The sequence below is a fragment of the Rhodococcus sp. IEGM 1366 genome, from assembly GCF_033142425.1.
Taxonomy (GTDB): Bacteria; Actinomycetota; Actinomycetes; order Mycobacteriales; family Mycobacteriaceae; genus Rhodococcus_F; species Rhodococcus_F globerula.
In genome coordinates, this window is the sequence record NZ_JAWLRZ010000001.1 from 1,035,757 (window position 1) to 1,054,449 (window position 18,693).

At 61.0% G+C, this 18,693-nt stretch carries 18 protein-coding genes; 10 read left to right on the forward strand and 8 right to left on the reverse strand.

Annotated elements, in window-relative coordinates:
• Nucleotides 1–37: 37 nt before the first annotated feature.
• The 8 genes from R4P64_RS04980 to R4P64_RS05015 all read left to right on the forward strand — a co-directional run bounded on the left by R4P64_RS04980 (nt 38) and on the right by R4P64_RS05015 (nt 6,849).
• The gene (locus R4P64_RS04980; protein WP_092805724.1) at nt 38–1,021 is read left to right on the forward strand and encodes an ABC transporter substrate-binding protein; all 984 of its coding nucleotides are present in this window, start codon (nt 38–40) and stop codon (nt 1,019–1,021) included.
• Nucleotides 1,018–1,857 (forward strand): ABC transporter ATP-binding protein, encoded by an 840-nt coding sequence (locus tag R4P64_RS04985; protein ID WP_051730580.1) that lies wholly within the window; start codon nt 1,018–1,020, stop codon nt 1,855–1,857. The genes R4P64_RS04980 and R4P64_RS04985 overlap by 4 nt, the downstream gene beginning before the upstream one ends.
• A gap of 44 nt (nt 1,858–1,901) precedes the next feature.
• Nucleotides 1,902–2,690 carry an ABC transporter permease gene (locus R4P64_RS04990; protein WP_230590189.1) on the forward strand — a complete coding sequence of 263 codons (789 nt, stop codon included), beginning with the start codon at nt 1,902–1,904 and terminating at the stop codon, nt 2,688–2,690.
• Nucleotides 2,691–2,703: 13 nt separating this feature from the next.
• Complete coding sequence (locus R4P64_RS04995) at nt 2,704–3,489, forward strand: class II aldolase/adducin family protein (protein WP_317819557.1); 786 nt, start codon at nt 2,704–2,706, stop codon at nt 3,487–3,489.
• A 132-nt stretch (nt 3,490–3,621) separates the two neighbouring features.
• Complete coding sequence (locus R4P64_RS05000) at nt 3,622–4,632, forward strand: NAD(P)/FAD-dependent oxidoreductase (RefSeq protein WP_033235071.1); 1,011 nt, start codon at nt 3,622–3,624, stop codon at nt 4,630–4,632.
• A 3-nt stretch (nt 4,633–4,635) separates the two neighbouring features.
• A complete protein-coding gene (locus R4P64_RS05005; protein WP_033235070.1) occupies nt 4,636–4,956 on the forward strand; it encodes a DUF362 domain-containing protein in 321 nt (106 codons plus the stop codon).
• A complete protein-coding gene (locus R4P64_RS05010) occupies nt 4,956–5,780 on the forward strand; it encodes an alpha/beta fold hydrolase (protein ID WP_317542150.1) in 825 nt (274 codons plus the stop codon). The genes R4P64_RS05005 and R4P64_RS05010 overlap by 1 nt, the downstream gene beginning before the upstream one ends.
• Nucleotides 5,781–5,946: 166 nt before the next feature.
• A complete protein-coding gene (locus R4P64_RS05015; RefSeq protein ID WP_033235068.1) occupies nt 5,947–6,849 on the forward strand; it encodes an IclR family transcriptional regulator in 903 nt (300 codons plus the stop codon).
• A 3-nt stretch (nt 6,850–6,852) separates the two neighbouring features.
• On the opposite strand, the gene R4P64_RS05020 is transcribed toward R4P64_RS05015, so the two are convergent.
• The 5 genes from R4P64_RS05020 to R4P64_RS05040 form a co-directional block, all read right to left on the reverse strand.
• Complete coding sequence (locus tag R4P64_RS05020; RefSeq protein WP_317819559.1) at nt 6,853–8,376, reverse strand: AMP-binding protein; 1,524 nt, start codon at nt 8,374–8,376, stop codon at nt 6,853–6,855.
• 47 nt (nt 8,377–8,423) lie between these two features.
• A complete protein-coding gene (locus R4P64_RS05025; protein WP_095887688.1) occupies nt 8,424–9,371 on the reverse strand; it encodes a zinc-binding alcohol dehydrogenase family protein in 948 nt (315 codons plus the stop codon).
• Nucleotides 9,372–9,420: 49 nt separating this feature from the next.
• On the reverse strand, nt 9,421–11,760 hold the full coding sequence (locus R4P64_RS05030) for a CoA transferase (protein WP_317819562.1): 2,340 nt from the start codon (nt 11,758–11,760) through the stop codon (nt 9,421–9,423).
• A 116-nt stretch (nt 11,761–11,876) separates the two neighbouring features.
• Nucleotides 11,877–12,848, reverse strand: a complete 972-nt coding sequence (locus tag R4P64_RS05035; protein WP_317819564.1) for an ABC transporter substrate-binding protein — start codon at nt 12,846–12,848, stop codon at nt 11,877–11,879.
• Between the two features lie 27 nt (nt 12,849–12,875).
• Nucleotides 12,876–13,667, reverse strand: a complete 792-nt coding sequence (locus R4P64_RS05040) for an enoyl-CoA hydratase/isomerase family protein (protein WP_317819566.1) — start codon at nt 13,665–13,667, stop codon at nt 12,876–12,878.
• 196 nt (nt 13,668–13,863) lie between these two features.
• On the opposite strand from R4P64_RS05040, the gene tgt reads away from it, so the two are divergent.
• On the forward strand, nt 13,864–15,153 hold the full coding sequence (tgt, locus tag R4P64_RS05045) for a tRNA guanosine(34) transglycosylase Tgt (protein ID WP_372472349.1): 1,290 nt from the start codon (nt 13,864–13,866) through the stop codon (nt 15,151–15,153).
• Here tgt and R4P64_RS05050 read toward each other — a convergent pair.
• Complete coding sequence (locus tag R4P64_RS05050; protein ID WP_317819568.1) at nt 15,144–15,869, reverse strand: queuosine precursor transporter; 726 nt, start codon at nt 15,867–15,869, stop codon at nt 15,144–15,146. The genes tgt and R4P64_RS05050 overlap by 10 nt on opposite strands.
• A gap of 127 nt (nt 15,870–15,996) precedes the next feature.
• Nucleotides 15,997–16,998, reverse strand: a complete 1,002-nt coding sequence (locus tag R4P64_RS05055) for a hypothetical protein (RefSeq protein ID WP_317819569.1) — start codon at nt 16,996–16,998, stop codon at nt 15,997–15,999.
• A gap of 156 nt (nt 16,999–17,154) precedes the next feature.
• Here R4P64_RS05055 and R4P64_RS05060 point away from each other — a divergent pair, with 156 nt between their 5' ends.
• Complete coding sequence (locus R4P64_RS05060; protein WP_317819571.1) at nt 17,155–17,739, forward strand: DUF4190 domain-containing protein; 585 nt, start codon at nt 17,155–17,157, stop codon at nt 17,737–17,739.
• Here R4P64_RS05060 and R4P64_RS05065 read toward each other — a convergent pair.
• Nucleotides 17,736–18,527: an EAL domain-containing protein gene (locus tag R4P64_RS05065; RefSeq protein WP_045066463.1), complete on the reverse strand. Its 792-nt coding sequence runs from the start codon at nt 18,525–18,527 to the stop codon at nt 17,736–17,738. The two genes, R4P64_RS05060 and R4P64_RS05065, sit on opposite strands and share 4 nt — an antisense overlap.
• Between the last annotated feature and the right edge of the window lie 166 nt (nt 18,528–18,693).

Genomic DNA, 18,693 nt, shown 5'->3' on the forward strand with positions numbered 1-18,693 from the left:
CAACTGCGGCACAGATCACAAACAAAGGTGTGAGTAGATGGCCTCGCTGTCAAAGTTTGGAAGGACTGCTCTTGTTTCGGCTGCGCTGCTGCTGACCGTTGCAACCGGCGCATGCAGCCGCCCGGCGACGCAAAGCACAGCTGATTCCGCCGGAAGTGGACCACTGCGTATCGCAGTCGGAATCGACGCTTCCTATGCTCCGTTCTTCGTGGCGGATCAGGAAGGTATGTTCGACGCCGCAGGTCTGGACGTCGAACTTGTCCAATTCGGTCGTGGTGGCGAGGCCGTCGACGCACTCTCGACCGGCCAGGTCCAGATCGCCGGTAGCTCCGATACGACAACCATCGCCCAGTTGCGTCAGAATCCGTCGTTGCGCGCGATGTATTCGTACGAGGCGTCGGGCGACTACATCAAGGTTGTGCTGCGGAACGGCGTCGACTCACCCGCTGCGATCAAGAAGATGGGCATCGTCCCGGGTCTGAGCCAGATTTCGACGGACAAGTATCTCGCGGCCAATTCGATTGCCCCCGGCTCGGTGGAGATGATCTCGGCAACCCCGACGGACATGCCCGCGCTGCTCAGCCGCGGCGACATCGACGGGTTTGTTCTGTGGGAGCCGTGGCCGGCAACAGCCCTGGATCAGGGCACCGGCCACGTAGTGGCAGTCACCGGAGACTACGGCTGGTTCTACCATCACTGGGCGATCACGACGGCTCCCTGGCTGTCGGCCAACGAAGAGACCGCGCGGACCGTTGCGAAGGTGCTCGACGAGGCAACGCGCAAGGTCGAGTCGGATCCGGCAGCTGCAGCGTCCGCGACCAAGACCGCTGTGAACGTCAGTGAGGATCAGACTATTGCCGCGGTCGACGAGATCGACTTCTCCGTCGTGAATCTCGAAGCTGCGGATATCGAGTCGGCACAGTCGATCGTCGACTTCTACAAGTCGATCGGTGTTCTCAGTGAACAGCCGGATCTCGAATCGGCAATGCTTCTGGATTGGTACAAGGATGGTGCACAGTGAGTATCGCAACAAGTAGTACGGGCACGACCGGCCCTGGTAAAAAGAACACGGGTGTGGCCATTGACGTGGTCGACCTCGGGATCAGTTTCGGCGCGGCGGAGATCGTCGCCGGAATCGATATGCACGTGCAGCCCGGTGAATTCGTATGTCTGCTCGGGCCGAGTGGCTGCGGCAAGTCGACGCTGCTGTCGTCCATGGCCGGTTTCGTGGAACCCAGTGCCGGGGAGATTGTGTGCGACGGAGACGTCGTCGACGGCAGTAACCGCCACGCAGGCATGGTGTTTCAGAGTTCCGAAGCGCTATTCGAATGGATGACCGTAAGCCAGAACGTGGCGTACGGACCCCGGATGCGCGGAGCGAACCGCAGCGAGCAGGCCAGTATCGCCGCCGAGTACCTTGCGATGGTCGGCTTGCCCCACGCCGGGGCAAAGTTCCCCTCGCAGCTCTCCGGCGGTATGCGGCAACGTGTTCAGATCGCACGAGTTCTGGCCAACCAACCGTCGCTGGTTCTCATGGACGAGCCGTTCGGTGCGTTGGACGCTCAGACTCGTCAGGTTCTGCAGACCGAACTCGACCGTATCTGGCGGCACACTCGATGCACCGTGGTGTTCGTGACTCACGATATCGACGAGGCGCTGACATTGGCTGACCGTGTGGTTGTGATGTCGGCCGGCCCGCGGGCTCGGATCAAGAGCGTCTACGAGGTCAATGCGGCTCGTCCCAGGGACCGTAACGATCCCGAGGTGATCGAGCTCTACGAGAAGCTGCGCGACGATATTCGGGCAGAAGTGGTTGCGTCGCTGCGGAACCAAGGAATTGAGGAGGACGAGCTGTGACGGCTGTAGTGACCGGTGGTTCAGCCGGTGTGAGAACAGTAAAGGTGACACAGACGCAAAAGCGTTCGTCGGCGCGGCGATCCAAGATTGTCAAGGCGACACTGATGTATGCCGCTTCAGCGGCAATCGGTCTGGGTATCTGGTCGTTCCTGGCATGGTGGTACGGACCGACCACGATTGCATCACCGGCCGAGGTCTGGTCTGCGGCACAGGAACTGTGGGAAAGCGGCGTTCTGTGGTCGTCGATCACTGCGTCAGGTCAGCGAATTCTCATCGGTTGGTTTCTGGGCGTCGTGATCGGCGCTCCCGTCGGAATTCTGATGGGGCGCATCGCCATCGTGCGACAGCTTCTCGATCCGTACATCGAGTTCTTCCGGTTCATTCCGCCGATCGCATTTGTCACTCTTGCCGTCGTCTGGTTCGGCATCGGTGAGACGTCGAAGGTTGTTCTGATCTTCTACACCTCGGTGTTCATCGTCACGGTCAGCACGATTGCCGCCACAGTTGCGATCAGCGAGAACAAATTGCAGGCCGCAGCCAATCTTGGTGCAGGCAAGCTGCAGATCATGAAAACGGTGGTCTTGCCGTCGTCGATCCCGGGTATCGTCACCGGCGCTCGCCTGGCCATGGGTAACAGCTTTCTCACCATCGTGTCGGCGGAGATTGTCGCCGCCGACCAGGGTATCGGCTCGATGATCTGGCAGGCCCGAAACTACGGCCGGATCGACTGGACGTTTGTCGGCATCATCGTCCTCGGCATCATGGGTTTCATCTTCGACCGGATTCTCCGAATTCTGTCCTCTCGGTATCTCGCCCGTTACGGCGTCAAATAGTCAGGAGCGCAGCATGAGTAACCCGCTGAGCATTGCCGAGCAGGCCGGAATTCCCGGCCCGCCCGAGGTCGTCGACGTCGAGAGCGAACGACGTCGACGTAAGACCGCCGTCATCGGCGGATATCGGATACTGTCGAAATTCGGTTTGGACGAAGGAATCTCGGGACACATCACGGCCCGAGATCCCGAAGAACCTGAAACGTTCTGGACGGCGCCGTTCGGTCGGCACTTCTCCCAGGTCCAGCCCGAAGAACTACTGCACGTGGCATCGGACGGCACGGTGATTTCCGGCGACGGACCGCTGAACCGCGCAGCATTTGTCATCCACAGCAAGGTTCACGAGGCCCGTCCCGATGTGATCGGAGCTGTTCATGCACATGGTCTGAACGGCAAGGCGTTCTCTTCGCTGCACTGCCGCCTCGCTCCGATCACTCAGGACGCGTGCGCCTTTCACGAGGACCACTCGATCTACGAGGAGTATCACGGGGTGGCGCTCGATGAAGAGGAGGGGATTCGCATTGCGACGGCCCTCGGATCGAACAAAGCGGTGATCCTGACCAATCACGGCCATTTGACTGTCGGAACCTCTGTCGAGAGCGCAGTGTGGTGGTACGTGTCGATGGAGCGTTCGATGCAGGCAGAATTGGCGGCGCGAGCCGCCGGTGATCCGGTTGTCCTGCACGAGAAGATCGCTGCGCAGACCTACGAGGCTGTCGGCACCGAGAAGGTGGGGTGGTTTGCCTACTCGACTATCATCCAGAAGATTGCGGCAGACGAACCCGAGGTGTTCGCGCGCTGAATTTCGTGAGTACGGGCCCGTCGACCGAAAGGTCGGCGGGCTCTTTTCATGTTGTCCCGCAAACGTTACCGAGGTCTGTTGAGCGGACCGGTTTCATTTGCGAGGGTCCGTCGGCGCAATACCGTATCGGGTGTGAACACAACGTCTTCCACGGCGGCCGACAACGAGATCGGCGTCGATATTCTGATCATTGGTGCCGGCCCCGCCGGGCTGTACGGCGCGTACTACGCAGGCTTCCGCGGCCTCTCCGTTGCCGTGATCGATGCCCTTGCGGAACCGGGGGGGCAGGTCAGTGCGATGTACCCGGAGAAGGCAATCCTCGACATTGCGGGATTCCCTTCGGTCAAGGGACGCAATCTCATCGAGGGCTTGATTGCCCAGGCTGCCCCATTCGATCCGGTGTACTTGCTGGGTATGCAGGCTCGTGAGTTGTCGCATGACGACGCCGGCCGGGTGCGAATCACCACCAGTACAGGCCAGGTGGTGGTCGCCGGCGCGGTTGTCATCACCGGCGGCATCGGAACTTTCACGCCCCGTCCGTTGACGAAGGGTTCGGAGTTCATGAATCGGGGATTGAGCTACTTCGTCCCGGATCTGTCGGCGCACACGGGGAAAGACGTTGTCATCGTCGGCGGCGGCGACAGCGCATTCGACTGGGCTGTCCACCTCGAACCGATTGCCAAGTCCGTCACTCTGGTTCACCGACGAGATCGATTCCGCGCGCACAAATCCACAGTTGCCAAAGTTCAGGACAGCAGTGTCCAGGTTCTTGTGAACGCGGATGTCTCGGAGGTACGTGGAAACGGGTGGATCGGCGAGGTCGACATCACCCACAAACTGGACAAGAGCACGTCCACGTTGCCGGCTCAATCTGTCATCGCAGCACTGGGATTCACCGCTGACCTGGGCCCGATGATGGACTGGGGGATGGAGATCGACAATCGCCATATCGCCGTCAACACGCGGATGGAAACCAATGTTCCGCGCGTGTACGCAGCCGGGGACATCACGGATTATCCCGGGAAGGTCCGATTGATTGCCGTCGGCTTCGGCGAAGCCGCGACTGCTGTGAACAACGCTGCGGCCGTGCTGGATCCGGAAGCGGAGATCTTTCCCGGACACTCTACGGAACAGGAGGGTTAGGCAATGGCATTTGTCATCGGTGAAGCATGCATCGACTACACGGACCGATCATGCATGGAAGAATGCCCCGTGGATTGCATCTACGAAGGTGACCGCAAGCTCTACATCAACCCGAATGAATGCATCGACTGTGGCGCTTGTGAATTGGCGTGCCCGGTAGAGGCGATCACCGTCGACCGCAAGGCAGACCCGGACTTCAAGGAAGACAACAAGCGCTTCTTCCTCGACATCTTGCCCACCCGCGGTGAACCCGTCGGAAATCCGGGTGGTTCGGCAAAGATCGATATTGTCGGCGTCGACACTCCGATGGTTGCGGCGTTCTGATGGGAAGCGGCACGCGATTCGGATACGTGGATTCGTCCTTCGGGCAATTGCATTACGCGCAGCAAGGTTCGGGTGAGACGATTCTCCTGCTTCATCAGGCACCCCGTTCGTCGGACGAGTTCCGCGAGCTCATCCCACTTCTTGCCGCCGACTTCCACGTGGTCGCGATGGACATGCCGGGGTACGGCAACAGTGCTCCGGTGCCCGGGCCGCAGACCATCGAGACCTATGCGCGAGGTGCGTGGGAATTGCTCGACGGGCTTGGCGTCGACCGAGTCACGGTTCTCGGCCACCACACCGGAGCGGCAGTGGCGCTCGAGATGGCGGCATCGCGCCCCGAGCGGGTAGCCGCCGCCGTGCTCTCGTCGTGCCCGTGGGCCGACCGCAACTACCGCGAGGGGCACTCGGGACCCGGTGGGATCGACTGCGTCGACCGAGCTGCAGACGGCAGCCATCTCACCAGTCTGTGGGAGATGCGACGGCCGTACTACCCGGAACCCGGCACCGCGCTGCTCGACAGGTTCATCCGGGACGCGCTTGCCTACCGGGTTGATCCGGCGGAGGGCCACAAAGCCTGTGCTCGCTACGTCATGGAGGAAAGAATCGGTTCGGTGACCGCGCCGGTTTTGCTGATCGGCGCGCAGAGAGATCCCTTTTCGATGCCTAATGTCGCCCCGCTGCGTGCACATCTGACGAGTGCGGCAGTGGTGGAAACAGAGATCGTCGAATCCGGGACCGTAGCGCTCATCGAAGAGCACGCCCCGCAGATTTCATCCGCCGTCCGCATGTTTCTGGAGAATTACGCAGGTAGGCGCCCCGTGTAAACTCTGCGGGACGGGTTCACTGAGCGGACCGTGTGGCGTGCGTCTCATCGTATGGTCACCATAGTGTCGGTTCCGAAAGCACCTGCACCCAACGAGCACCCCGACTGATTCGGTCCCGTGGCAATCGGGCTCGGCAGGCTGTCACAGATCGTTCAGGAGGACACTCATGGCCGCTCCACAACAATCCGTCGGGTTCGGATCAGTACTGCCCATCGCGCCAAGTGCTGCTGCGCCGTTGCAGCCCGCAGGAGAGCTGTCCTCGGTCCTGGGCAAGGCTCGAATGATCTTGGACGCTTTCGACACCGACCACAGTGACTTGTCTCTGACGGAACTCACTCGGCGCAGTGGGGTCGCGAAAGCCACGGTTCACAGGTTGGCCGGCGAGCTGGTCGAGTGGGGACTGCTCGAGCGCGCGGGCACAAAGTATCGGCTCGGCCTGCGATTGTTCGAGCTTGGCCAGTTGGTGCCCCGTCAGCGGATTCTGCGGGACGCCGCTTTGCCCTACATGGAGGACCTGCTGCTGGCGACACAGGAGACGGTTCACTTTGCGGTGCGGGACGGCATCGACGTCCTGTACATCGAGAAGATCATCGGACACCGCGGCCTCAATCAGCAGTCACGGGTGGCCGGCCGGCTCCCGCTGTACTGCACCGCCACCGGCAAGATCATCCTTGCCTTCTCGCCGCAATCGGTCTTCGACGAGGTGGTCGAGCAGGGTTTCACCGCCTTGACCAGTCGGACGACGATGTCAGTCGGTGTGCTGCGCCAGCAACTCGAGCGGATGCGTAAGGAACAGCTCGCGGTGGAGGTCGAGGAGACGCGGCTCGGTTACATGAGCGTCGCGGTACCGGTGTTCAGCGGCCCGCGCACTCTTGCCGGTGCGTTGTCCGTGACAGCGCCGACGGCTCGGCTCAACGTCAGTCGCATCACCGGGGCCCTGCGCACAGCAGGCGTCGGGATCACCCGCAAACTTCATGCCATGAAGTGCACGCATTCACCGAGTGACCCGCTCGCACTGCGTACGATTTGCAGTCCGGTGATGTGTTCGTTCAACGGCTGTGGCAAGTAGGCTCTACCGCCGTGCGCGGAACATGCTCTTCTCGCTGTCCCAGGTGTGTTGGCCAACGCCCCGCTCGCGCAGCGGTGCTTTCTGCACCTTCCCGGTTTCGGTGAGTGGCAACGAATCCACGATGTCGATGTACCGCGGGAGGGCAAAGTACGGCAACTGTTGCTGGGCAAAATCCAGAATCGAGATGGGATCGAAATCGGCACCGGGACGGAGTATTGCGGTCGCCATGACGTCGTCCTCGGCCAGCTCCGACGGCACCGGGAAGACGGCAACCTGACTGATCGACGGATGCAGCGCGAGAACTGTTTCCACCTCGGCTCCGGAAATATTCTCACCTCGCCTTCGAATCACGTCTTTGATGCGATCGACAAATCGGAACCAGCCGTCTGCATCACGAATCACCCTGTCGCCGGTGTGGATCCAACTGCCTGGCTCCGGAATCGGGTCGCCCAGATAGCCCTGTGAGCACGAGCCGGCAACCGTGGTGCGGACAACCAGTTCGCCAGGCACTCCGTCGGGTACGGCGCTACCGTCGTTGATCACCGCAGCGTCGTAGCCGCTCATCACCGTGCCCATGTATCCGGCCCGTCGATTTCCGGGAAGCGTGCCGATCACAAGATTGGTTTCGGTACTTCCGAATCCGTCCACGAGTTCCACACCGAATCTCTTGGCAAACGGTTCGATCAGATGCGCAGGGGTTGCGGGCGCCAAGGCAACCCGGATGTTGTGCTGCCGGTCCTCTAGTGCGGGGTCCGCGTTGATCAGCATCGCAACCATCGCACCTAGCAGATAGTCGACAGTCGCCCCGATCTCACGAACCTCACTCCAATGATTACGGACCGAAAACCGTTGTCCCAAGACAAAAGTAGACCCGGCCCAGACGGACTGAACAAAGGCATTGAGAGCATTGGTGTGAAACAGGGGCAGACAGTTGTACAGCACATCATCGCGAGTGAGTCCCAACGAGGCGCCAACGCTTTTGCCCCACTGCAGGAACTGCGCATGCGGGCATCGCACACCCCGGGGTATACCAGTGGTGCCGGAAGTGAAGAGTATCGCGGCCATGTCGAGGGGATCCACTGCTTCGGGTTCACAACCCGGATTCAAACCGGCCGTGGGGACGTGTGGTTCGCCCATGACCCACACGGTGCCATCGAATCCGGATACAACGTTTGCGCATTCGGGTGAAACCAGGATGCGTTGCACTTCAGCTTGTTCGAGTGCGCTGACAATACTGTCGGCGCGAAGAGCAGTATTGAGCGGAACGGCCACCGCGCCGATCCACGCGCATCCGAGAACAAGGTCTGCCAGTTCGATCCTGTTGCCGGACAGTGCCGCCACACGTTCCCCGCGGCCGACACCCTCGCTGCGGAGAGCAGACCCCATCGACGCAGCGCGTTCGAGCAGTTTGCGGTAGGTGACCGTGATCCCGCCGACGACAAGGGCCGGGTGCTCCGGACGCTCCAAAGCTCGCCTCCGGATCAAATCCGGAAGCGAGCGCGGAATGGCATGTGTGTCGCAGGGCATGAACGACTCCTTGCCGATGACTCGTAGGGTGCGTAATTGTATCCCTCTCAGGGTACGACGACCGCCCGACCGGCAACCTTGCCCTCACCCATCAACTGCAGTGCACTTGCGATGTCATCCAACGGAAATTCCTGCACTGCAACGGAAATCTTGCCTTCGATGAGCAGTCGGATCATCTCGGGTGCCAGTTCAGCTTGGCGGGCAGTCTTGCGAATCATGTTGACGGGCAGGATCCGGACGTCGCTGAGCAACCAGTTCGGCAAGTCCAGCGTGAGACTCTTACCCAACGTGTATCCGATCAGGGCCGCCCGGCCGCCGGGGACAACACTTGCCAGCAGGTGGGGCAAGCCGTCGCCGCCCAGCGTGTCGATCAATGCGTCGACGGTAGGCTCGGATCCCAGCACACCGGCCAGTTCGTCACCTTGCCCGACGACGGGACGCACACCCTCCGGGATCAAGGCAGCTTGATCTTCGCGCGGTACAACACCGATCACCTCGGACGCTCCTGCGAGCAAAGCGAACTGCGCTGCCATCGATCCGACAGCACCCGACGCTCCGGCGACGACCACACGTTCGCCGGCTGCAACGGCTGCAACGTCATTCACGGCCACGTAGCCAGTTGTGCTTGGCAGGAAGAACGTTGCGGCAACGGCCGGCGACAGTGCGGGATCAAACGGTGTGAATGCCTTGTCTGCTGCCACCAGATACTCGGCCCAGCAACCGTTCTTGAACAGGCCGACGCCACCGCCTCGGACCAGAAGGCGAGTGCCCGGCTCGTACGTGTCGGATTCGACTACCGTCGCGGCTCCGTCGGTTCCACCGATGTGCGGGAGATTCGGCTTGACTCCGAAGTTTCCGCTCGCGACGGTGATGTCGAGATGGCCGAGCGCAGCAGCGTCGATCCGCACCAGGGTCTGGCCGGATTCACGCGTGGGAATGTCGATGTCGTCGATTACCGGTGAGGTGCCGAACTGATGGAGTCGGGCCGCGCGCATTGTGTCTCCTTGTAGCGATCTGTGAATGGTTGTACGAATATGAGTGCGGTCAGGACAGGATCGACTGGTCGCGAAGTCCGGTGATCCGTTTGTCGCTGTAGCTGAGGACCGACTTCAGGACGTCGTCGGTGTCCGCGCCCAGCACCGGTGCAGCGCGCCGAATCGAACCGGGTTCGGAGTTGCGGCGAACAGGGATGCCCTCGTGGAGGAATGTTCCCGCGAGGGGGTGTTCCTGTACGGAATAGAAATTGCGTGCCCGCAGATGCGGATCACCGTCGACCAGGTCACGTCCGTCCTGGATGGCGCCTGCCGCGATTCCCGCCGATTGCAGGCGCTCCATGACGGTTTCGGGTGGCAGAGTCCGGGTCCAGTCGGCGATCGCGTCGTCGATTCGTTCGAGGTTGGCTCGGCGACCCTCCACGCTCCTGAACTCGGGATGGTCGATCCAGTGCTCCGCTCCGATGATGCGGCACAACGTATTCCATTCCGTCATGCCGCGGATGGCAATCGAGCACCACCGGTCTGCGCCGTGGCACGGGTACACGCCGTGCGGCGCCAGTTCGCAATGGCTGTTGCCGATCGGATCGGGGGACTGTGAGCGAGCCGCTCGGAGAACACTGGTGCCCATGTGCGCTGCCATGGCTTCGAGTTGTGACAGGTCTACGTGCTGGCCTCGCCCTGTCCGGTCGCGGTAGTCGAGAGCCGCCAGCGCCGCGACTGCTGCTTGCAGTCCGGCAACTATGTCACCGTGGCCGTAGATGACTCCGACAACATCGTCGGCGTTCCAACCGGTCAGCGAGGTCAATCCGGTACTTGCAGATACGATGTCGGCGTACGATACCCAGTCCTTGCGAGGGCCGGTGTGACCCATCCCGGACATAGACACGTAGATGATGTCCGGGTTGAGTTCCCGCAGTTGTTCGTAGCCGAGCCCCATCTTGTCCATGACCGAGGAGCTGAAATTCTCGACCACTACGTCGGATTTCCTGATCAGGTCGCGTAGGACCGAAAGACCCTCGGCGGATCGGGTATCGAGCGTGATGCTGCGCTTGTTTCGGTTGACGTCGTTGAAGTACCCGCTGGTGTTCGGATTGTCATGAGGCCCACGCGACAGATGCATGAACGGTGCAAAGCGAGTTGGGTCCGGGCGTCCGATCGATTCGACCTTGATGACTTCGGCTCCATGGTCGGCGAGGATTCGGGTGCCGTACGGGCCGGCCAGCACCCAGGTGAGATCCAGCACGCGGACACCGTCGAGGCTGAGTGCGCCCGTGTCACTGAACTCCTGGGTTTCATGCACTGCCACAGTCGTGTTGGTGGACAAGAGTTCCTGATGCTGACCCAACCGGGCGGCCTCGAGCGTTCCAATGCGGTGGCCTTCGGGGAAAGCGAAGCCGAACCCGAGATCGCGGTAGGTGCCGTGATCCCCGGTCACGTCCGTGAAGAAGTCACGGTCGTTGAGTTGTGGGTTGCGCAGCAGTTCTTCGGGCCGGTCGACCGCTGCCCACGGCAACTTGCGAGACTGGGCGCTGACTGCAAATTCTTCCTTCGGCCACTTCGAGATGAAGGCTGACAGAACGTCGAAGATGTGTTCCTGGTGTGTCTTTCGGTAGACCGCGTCGGACCACTCGGGTTGGTCGAGATCGTCCTGGGCGTCGTTGTCGATCAGCCATGCCAGCATGCCGTCCCACATGCGGGGGCTACCGCCAAGGCCGCCACCGACATAACCGTCGGCGGCCTGGAACAGTCCGTGCGGAACGAGTGGATGTACGCGGCCAGGACGCGGCGGGACACGGTCCTCGTGAATGTAGGCAAGAGTGCCCGCTTCCAGTGCGGCGGCAACACATTCCTGAGCACTGATCTCCAGCAACGGGTTCTGGCCCGTGGACCGCGAACGCAGTCCGAGCAGCACGCCGATTGCGGCGTTGATTCCGGCGAGCTGCTCAGCCTGGAGTTCGGGGAGCAGGAGTGGAGGGTGTTCGGGATCACCGACCTGAGCCATCATTCCGCCGAGTGCTGCTACGGTCAGGTTGGTTGCCTGCCACTCACTTCGGGGACCCGATGTGCCGAATGGCGTCACCCGGACATGCACGAGGGAGCCTCGGCGCTCTAGCGGAACGCCGGTCGCGCTGCCGTCGAGCAGGACATCCGCGCTGCGAAGTAGTGTGTCGAATTCGGCGCGGTCGTTGCTGTCGCCCAGATCGAGAACCACCGACTTCTTTCCCGCATGCCAATGCAGGTACGAATCACCCTGGGACTCGGCGCGACTCGGGTCACCGGTGGGTGGTTCTACCAGAATGACCTCGAAACCCAGCCCGACCAGAATGCGCCCGGCGAATCGCGCAAACGGACTGGAAATCTCTACGACCCGTACCGGGGGATGCACCACAACTACTCCGTTTCAATCGAAAGATATCGCCGAACCGACTGGTGTCGAACGTAGTTCTCGGGTCCGGTGGGCGACATGATTCCGGTCTGCCCACCGGACCCGTTCTCACACGCCACTCAGGCTGCGTTCTGCTCGACCCATCCCGAGAGAAGTACAGCCGACGGATCGATGTCTGCGGAGATCTTGCCCTGCTCGCGGAAGAACGCAACCAGTTCGTTTGCCCGCTCCACGTCGTCATCGGTGAATCCGCGCCCGCCGAAATCGATTTGGGCCACCCGGTCGGCAGCCTCGGCCGGGTCCATCTGGATAGCCGAGGCAATTGCGGTTGCCGCCCGATCCGGATCCGAGTTCACGATTGCCGACGCTTCCGAGATCACCTTGAACACCTTGCCTGCGGTTTCTTCGTTCGCGGACAACCAGTTATCCGACGCGATGATCCACTGCGCGTACTTGGCGCCGAAATCACCGGTCGTGGCAACTACGCGTCCACCGGTATTCACACTCTGTGTCACCCACGGGTCGAAGGACAGGAAGCCGTCGATATCGCCACGCGCCAGTAACGCGGGCTGCTCGGGCGGACTGGTGCTCACGAGTGTGACGGTCGCGGGGTCGATGCCGAGGCTGGCGAGGTACTGGTTCGTGAAGTAGAGACCGATACCGGGGAAGACGCCCATGGTCTTGATCGACTTCGGTTCGAGGCCATTGCGCAGCACAACCTGGAAGTACCGGTCGGATTCCTGGAAGACACCAAGAGCCCGCAGGCTCGGGTTGGCAGCCATGACGGACAGCGCTGTCGAGTCGGCATTGCCGGATAGCTCCGAAGTTCCGGCTACAACGTTCTGAGCACCCGCTGCTCCGCCTTCCGTCTGGATGACCTGGACGTCGAGACCAGCGGCCTCGAACATGCCCTCGTGGTCAGCTAAGAAGATCGGAGCGTACGACGGGTCCACACCAACAGCGATGCGTACCAGGCCACCACTTTCCGCGGAGTTGTCGGTAGCGGGACGGGTGCATCCGCTGACGGCGATCGACAGGGCGGCGAGAGTAGCGACCGCGCCCACCCATTTCTTTTGAAATCTGTTGAGCATGATGGCCTCTCGGTAAAGGGGGAGCTTTCAGCGTCCGGTGAAGATGGGGGAGCGCTTGTCGAGGAATGACTGAAGTCCCTCGGCAGCGTCGTTCGTCTTGATCAGTTCGAGCACTGCGTCGAATTCGAGGTCCAGCGCTTGATCGAGCGGCAACGACATTCCCTCGTCGACAATGCGTTTGATCATCCCGATGGTGGCAGTGGGTTTCGATGCGAGTTCACGCGCAAGGTCAGCGCAGTGTGCATCTAGGTCGTCGTCTGCAACGACAGCATCGACCAGGCCGATGTCGTGTGCGCGCTCGGCGCTCAGTCGATTGCCTTCGATCATGAGCACTTTGGCTCGGTGTGCGCCGATGAGGCGCGGAAGCCGTTGGCTGCCACCCGCACCCGGAAACAGTCCGAGGCCTATCTCGGGAAAGCCGATGGTCGCCGACTGTGCCATAACGCGGAAGTCGCAGGCCAACGTCAGTTCGGCGCCGCCACCGAGTGCGTGCCCGTTGATCTTCGCGATAACGGGTTTGGGAGCCGTCTCCAGGATCCGCTGTACCTCGACCCACGGGCGCATCGCCCGCTGAGTCTCTTCGGTCAGCTCGCGCATCACGGTGATGTCGGCGCCGGCGACGAAGAACCGGCCAGTGCCCGTCATGACGATGGCGCGGATGCTCTGGTCCGACGCGAGTACCGGCAGTAGCTCCAGAAGTTCGGCGATCAGGCTGGGATTGAACGCGTTGGCGGGAGGTCTGTCGATGGTCACGGTGGCGATCGAGTCTGTGACGTCGACGGTGACGAACCTGTATGACTGCCCGGTATGAGTCGTCAAGTCTGCTCCTGTATCGGGTTGGAGGTTTACGCCGGTCGAGCCGGAGGATGCCTGGGGGAAGTATGGAGTGGGACTCTTGCGCGGCGATACATCTCGGGTTCGGTCAGTAGACCAGGGCCGGATCGAAGATCGATGCTGTTGCTGCGCGTTCTGCCGTGATCACGGCGATTTTTAGTCCTGTGACAGGATTGAGTCCGTGACTTCTGTAGTGCCGACCCAGCCCGAGCCCGCTGTCGACAAGCGTCCCGAGTCGATTTTTACGATGGGGACGCGAATCGAGGACCGGCTCGGACGAACCGGCACCATCCACACACCGCACGGCGATATCGCGACGCCGTCGTTCGTGGTGGTCGGGACCAAGGCGACGGTCAAGGCTGTGCTCCCCGAGTCGATCAAGGAATTGGGCACGCAATCGGTTCTCGCAAATGCGTACCACCTGTATTTGCAGCCGGGTGCCGACATCGTCGACGAGGCCGGTGGCCTGGGCAAATTCATGAACTGGGACGGACCCACCTTCACGGACAGCGGCGGCTTCCAGGTGATGTCACTTGGCGTCGGGTTCAAGAAAGTACTCGCGATGGAAGCCGTCGGCGTGCAGTCCGACGACGTGATCGCGAAGGGCAAAGAGCGTCTTGCGACGGTCGATGACGAGGGCGTCACGTTCAAATCGCACCTCGACGGCAGCAAGCATCGGTTCACCCCCGAGGTGTCGATGCAGATCCAGCATCAACTCGGCGCCGACATCATGTTCGCGTTCGACGAACTCACCACGCTGCTCAATACGCGCGGTTACCAGGAGCGATCGGTCGAGCGCACGCAGGCGTGGGCGATTCGCTGCATCAACGAGCACGAGAAGCTCACCGCCGAACGCGCCGACAAGCCCTATCAGGCTCTCTTCGGCGTGATCCAAGGCGCGCAGTACGAGGATCTGCGTCGTCAAGCGTGCCGCGGCCTCGAGTCGATCGAAGGCGAGAACGGGTACGGGTTCGACGGCTACGGCATCGGCGGCGCCCTCGAGAAGCAGAACCTCGGCACAATTGTGCGTTGGTGCAACGAGGAACTGCCTGAGCACAAGCCGCGTCACATGCTCGGAATCAGCGAACCGGACGATTTTTTCGTCGCAATCGAGAACGGCGCAGACACCTTCGACTGCGTCAATCCGTCCCGTGTTGCGCGCAATGCCGCGATCTACGTGCGCTCCGGCCGGTTCAACATCAACACCAGCCGATTCCGCCGTGATTTCACACCTATCGACGACGAGTGTGACTGCTACACCTGCGCCAACTACACCCGCGCGTACATCCATCACCTCTTCAAAGCGAAAGAAATGCTCGCGTCGACGCTCTGCACCATCCACAACGAGCGATTCACCGTGAAGCTGGTCGACGACATCCGAGCCAGCATCGAAGGCGGGTACTTCCACGACTTCAAGGCGGACATGCTCGGAAAGTTCTACGGCCCGAAGGCCCCGCAGACTCAGGCGTAAGTCGGTTCGCGCTTCTTCACGTAGGCGATGACGCGGTAGGTGATCGGCATGACCAGAATCTCGACAAGGGTTTTCCACAGGAAGCCGACCAACACGTAGTTGATGAAGTCTTCCCATGTGCTGATGCCGATGACGCCGGCCGCGATGGAGCAGAAGATGAGGGTGTCGGCGAATTCACCGACGACAGTCGAGCCGATGAGACGTGCCCACAGGTGCTTCTCCTGCATGCGCTTCTTCATCATGACCAGGACCAGGGAGTTCAGAAGCTGTCCGACGAGGTAGGCGGCCAAGCCGGCGACCAGGAGTCGGGGAATGACACCGACAACGGTTTCGAGGGCGGCCTGGTTCTCGTAGAAGGCCGCCGACGGCAGTTGCACAGCGATCCAGAAACATGCGACAGCAAGAATCAGTGCGCCGAATCCGAGGTAGATCGCGCGCCGGGTGGCTTTGAAGCCGTAGACCTCACTGAGAACGTCACCGAGGACGTACGCGAGTGGGAAGAGGAAGAAGCCACCGTCGGTGATGACGGGCAGGATCTGCAAGGGCCCGAGGGACAACTCGGAATCCGCGAAGAAGGCGACCCCCTTGGTCGCCGCCACATTCGAGATCAGCAGCGTTGCGGTGAACAGCGCGACGATCGTCGGATAATAACCGAGGCTGACGTGCGCAAATTTGGTCTCTTGAGTCGATGAGTCTTGCTGATCCTGAGCTGTCACGTCCGCAATCCAAGCACCTCAGGGTGTCTCCAAGCGAGTTGGCGACCGTCCAGTTGCCCAGAACACAGCAGAAGCCCGGCAGTTCGACGTGGAACTGCCGGGCCTTTCGCTGTGTCAGGAACGTCGATCAGATCGGAGCGACGAAGCGTCCCGTGATGACGCGATACGCGTAGGTTCCGGCGATCAGAGTGATCGGTCCGGTGACGAGCAGACCCAATCCGCACAACAGAGCGCCGACGATGTTGATACCGACAAGCGCGAGGGTGAGGAGGACCAGTGGTCCCACATTCTTCGAGATGACACTGACGCTCGACTTGATTGCGGTGACAGGATCCTGATTCTGATCGATCACGAATTGCAGAGTGAAATAGGTCAGGAACGCAACGATGATGCCTGGGATGATCAGCAGTACAAAACCGATTCCCGTCGCGATACTGACGAGAATGCTCGCGAGAATTACCGCGCCTACATTCGTGAATTGGAAGAACGATCCGATGGCAGGCTTATTTCCGTCCACTTCGTGAAGGGCTCCGCGGACGAACGCGGCCTGAATGAGGATGCCGACCAGTAACGAGACAAATCCGCCGATGACGGACATCGCAGACACGGACGTTGTCGTCTCGGTGCTGAAGCCACCGAACAGCAAGTTGATGCCGATCGAGATGACTGCCGCAATCAAGGTGATGCCGACCCAGATGAGCGCGTTGTTCTTGAATCGCTCCCAGCCGTAGGTCAATGCTGCGCCAACAGAAAGCTGGGGTCCACCGAACCCTGCGCCGTAGTCGTTTGCCGGCGGCGGGGGAAAGTAACCGCCACCCTGCGGCGGGACGTTTCCGGGAGGAGGCGGATAGCCACCGGGCGGCGGGTAATTCCCCTGAGGCGGTGGATAGTTGCCCTGCGGCGGTGGGTAGTTTCCAGGAGGCGGATAGCCGCCGGGCGGGGGGTAATTGCCCGGCGGAGGTGGAACGTTCCCCTGAGGTGGGTAGTTACCCGGCTGCGATCCTGCTGGCGGCGTGACCGGGGGAGGGTAGCTACCTGGCGGCGGTGATTGCGGCTGGCTGTACGGATCTTGTGGTGATTGGTTTCCGTCGTTCGGATTCTTGTTGGGGTCGTAACCGCCGGTTGTCATTGTTTCCCCTCAGTCGTGAATGCGCGTCGAAGCGTTCAAGCCAGACACAGCATTCGAGTGTGACAGTGATTACGACCTTAACCGCCATAAGCGATAGATGTTGGTGTCACTTACGCCCTCGTGTGTTGATGTCACCTGTGGTTTAGGCTGCGTTTCATGACGAGTTCCGGGGAGAACGGCGAGATATCTCCCGATAAATACGTGCCTGAACCCGGATATGGCGAGGTTCCCAGCCTCCCGCAGGAAGGTTACGGAGAATCTGCGGGACAGCAGGAGTCGTATTGGGAGATTCCGGCGACACCATCGCCAATCGAGCAGTACCCGGGTTATCCACCGCCGTCGTACACCCCGACCCCAGAGCCACAAGCGCAGTATCAACAACCGCAATACCAACAACCACCGCAGTACCAGCAGTACCAACAGCCGCCGCAGGACCAGCAGTACCAGCAGTACCAGCAGCCACCGCAGTACGGACCTCCCAGCCAGTTCGGTGGGTACGTGCAACCGGTGGGAACGAACGGCCTTGCGATCGCGTCATTGGTGACGGCGATAGTCGGCGGTTGCTTTTACGGACTCGGCGCGATTGTCGCGATAATTCTGGGCGTCGTCGCGCTCAATCAGATTAAACAAACAGGCCAGCAGGGGCGTGGGCTCGCGATTGCGGGTATTGCCGTCGGTGCCTCGGTTATCGCCATGTGGGTGATATTCGTGATTTTTATCGTGGCGGTGGGTTCCGTCTAACGCCAGCGTCGATGCTGCGCAGGTGATGCGACTGCGAGCGGCGGTTCCTGAATTGCCGTGGTGTGAGCATCGGCGGGGAGGGGTTTGCCGAAATAGTAACCCTGGCCTGTGGTGCATCCTGCGCGAGTGACGGCTGCTGCTTGTTCGGCAGTTTCGACGCCTTCGGCGATGGACTCCATTCCCAGTTTGTCGGCGATCGCGGCGATGGACTCCATCACGATGAATGCCCGCTCGGACGAGTGCTGCGCGTCGCTGAGAGCCCAGGTGAGGCTCTGGTCGATCTTCAGGATATCGAGTGGCAGTTCCGACAGGGCCGCAAAGGACGCAAAGCCTGCTCCGAAATCGTCGAGCGCTATCCGGATGCCTTCTTTGTGCAGCGTCGCCAGCGTGGCGGCGGCATTCTGGCCGACGACGCCCAGTTCGGTGACTTCTACGATGACTTTGTTGTGCGGGGTGCCGGAGCGGTCAAGGGTGTCGATTATTTCTCGGGCAGCATTGTCGGTCGACAGCTGGCGTGGCGAGAAATTCACCGCGATATTCAACTGATCATCCCAGTGGGAGATGTGTGCGCAGATCAAGTCGAGGGTTTGCAATCCGATGGGAATGATCAAGCCGGACAATTCAGCAGATCGCATGAAATCTTGTGGTTCGATGACTCCACGAAGGGGATGGCGCCAGCGTAGGAGTGCTTCGTAGCCGGTAACAGTCGAGGTTTCCAGGTGTACCTGGGGTTGGTACAGCACTTCGAATTGATGGTCGTCGAGTGCCTCGCGAAGCTCGCGAACCATGCGGATTCCTTTTCGTTCTGTTCCCGCCCTAACGCACTGCCGTGCGGTTGCCCTCCAGCGGGTGCTTTGGTCATGTCGAGGGCAAGCCCCGCTTGTAACCTGCCCAGGGCTCCTCGTCCTGGTTCCCTTCACCTATGCCGAAACGGTACTTCACTCCGCGGCAATT

Coding starts and splice junctions, on each gene's coding strand:
- R4P64_RS04980 (WP_092805724.1), top strand. CDS start 38: ATGGCCTCGCTGTCAAAGTTTGGAAGGACTGCTCTTGTTTCGGCTGCG.
- R4P64_RS04995 (WP_317819557.1), top strand. CDS start 2,704: ATGAGTAACCCGCTGAGCATTGCCGAGCAGGCCGGAATTCCCGGCCCG.
- R4P64_RS05005 (WP_033235070.1), top strand. CDS start 4,636: ATGGCATTTGTCATCGGTGAAGCATGCATCGACTACACGGACCGATCA.
- R4P64_RS05010 (WP_317542150.1), top strand. CDS start 4,956: ATGGGAAGCGGCACGCGATTCGGATACGTGGATTCGTCCTTCGGGCAA.
- R4P64_RS05015 (WP_033235068.1), top strand. CDS start 5,947: ATGGCCGCTCCACAACAATCCGTCGGGTTCGGATCAGTACTGCCCATC.
- R4P64_RS05020 (WP_317819559.1), bottom strand. CDS start 8,376: ATGCCCTGCGACACACATGCCATTCCGCGCTCGCTTCCGGATTTGATC.
- R4P64_RS05025 (WP_095887688.1), bottom strand. CDS start 9,371: ATGCGCGCGGCCCGACTCCATCAGTTCGGCACCTCACCGGTAATCGAC.
- R4P64_RS05035 (WP_317819564.1), bottom strand. CDS start 12,848: ATGCTCAACAGATTTCAAAAGAAATGGGTGGGCGCGGTCGCTACTCTC.
- R4P64_RS05055 (WP_317819569.1), bottom strand. CDS start 16,998: ATGACAACCGGCGGTTACGACCCCAACAAGAATCCGAACGACGGAAAC.
- R4P64_RS05060 (WP_317819571.1), top strand. CDS start 17,155: ATGACGAGTTCCGGGGAGAACGGCGAGATATCTCCCGATAAATACGTG.
- R4P64_RS05065 (WP_045066463.1), bottom strand. CDS start 18,527: ATGGTTCGCGAGCTTCGCGAGGCACTCGACGACCATCAATTCGAAGTG.